The 1,532-nt window shown below is 63.9% G+C and carries 1 protein-coding gene and 1 pseudogene; both read left to right on the plus strand.

Annotation, left to right across the window (positions count from 1 at the left end; translation table 11 throughout):
- Nucleotides 1-115: 115 nt before the first annotated feature.
- Nucleotides 116-288: pseudogene (locus tag IC66_RS43770) on the plus strand (NUDIX hydrolase); the annotation flags it as partial.
- 30 nt (nt 289-318) lie between these two features.
- Nucleotides 319-1,532 (plus strand): amidohydrolase (locus IC66_RS0131490; protein ID WP_038950315.1); only part of this gene is annotated, 1,214 nt, incomplete at its 3' end.

Genomic DNA, 1,532 nt, shown 5'->3' on the forward strand with positions numbered 1-1,532 from the left:
CCGGTCGATGCGGACGATGCCGCCGTCCAAGGTCATTGCGCCGGCCATGAAGGGTCTCCTCGCGGGGTCATGGCTTGGTCGGCGCAAGCAGCGGATTGGTTCGAAGAGACGCCTCGATGCGGGGCTGGACAAGCCGCTCTGGGTCGGGCTCGGCTCAAAACCGCTCGCCAATCTGCATCCGATGACGCGCAACCTGCTCAACGCGACAGCCCGCTCCGCCGCGATGCGCCGGTGCCGTTCTTCCATTTCTATGGCGGAAAGATGCGACGAGATGTGCTAGGTGAATAAAAGAGCGCTTAAAAACAACCGGAGGATCGGATGATGCGCTTCGTAAGGCCTCTGCTCGCTTCCGTGGCGTTGTACAGCCTGCTCTCGCCGTCCGCCCATGCGGAGCTCGACGTCGCCAGGTTGAAGCAAACCATCGGGACCGCCTTCGAGAGCGAATATCCGAAGCTCGACGCGCTCTATAAGGACATCCACGCCCATCCCGAGATTGCCTTCCAGGAGGAGAAGACTGCGGCGAAACTCGCCGGCGAGATGCGTGCGATTGGTTTTGAAGTCACCGAGCACGTCGGCAAGACGGGCCTTGTTGCCATCTACAGGAACGGTGACGGTCCCACCATCATGGTTCGCACCGAGCTTGATGCGCTACCCATGGAGGAGAAGACCGGCCTGCCCTATGCCAGCCGCGACAAGCAGATCTGGCAGGGCCGCGAGACATTCGTCGCCCATAGCTGCGGCCATGACATCCACATGGCGAGCTGGGTCGGCACGGCGAAGACCCTGGTCGGCATCAAGGACCAGTGGCACGGTACGCTGATGTTCATCGCGCAGCCCGCCGAGGAAGAGGTCGCGGGCGCAAGGGCGATGATCGCCGATGGCCTGTTCACCCGCTTTCCGAAGCCCGATGCGGGATTTGCCCTGCACGACGGCAGTGGGGCCTACGGCTCCGTGACCTACAGGGTCGGGGTCGGATCGTCGAATGTCGACGGTCTCTTCATCAGATTCGTCGGCCGCGGCGGTCATGGCGCGATACCGCAGGCGACCATCGATCCCGTGATGATGGCATCGCGCTTTGTCGTCGATGTCCAGAGCGTGATCAGCCGCGAGAAGGACCCGACCGAATTCGGCCTTGTCACCATCGGCGCGATCCACGCCGGCACCGCCGGCAACGTCATCCCCGACGAGGCCAGGGTGATCGGCACGATCCGCAGCTTCAAGCCGCAGGTGCGCGCGAGGATGCTGGCCGGGATCGAGCGAACGGCGAAAGCGGTGGCGGCGATGGCGGATGCGCCTGCGCCCGAAATCCACCTCGACGAAGGCACCAAGGCGGTAGTGAACGATGCCGCGGTGGTCGGCCAGGCCGAGCGGGTGCTGAAAGCGGCCTTCGGCGACAAGCTCAACGTCAGCCCTGCGAACACGACCAGCGAAGACTATTCGGAATATGTCAACGCCGGCGTGCCGTCGATGTTCTTGAACATCGGCGTTTATGAGCCCGACCGCGTCGCCGCCGCGCGCAACGGCAGCGGCCC

The sequence above is a fragment of the Bradyrhizobium genomosp. III genome (genome assembly GCF_000261705.1).
GTDB lineage: Bacteria > Pseudomonadota > Alphaproteobacteria > Rhizobiales > Xanthobacteraceae > Bradyrhizobium > Bradyrhizobium ottawaense.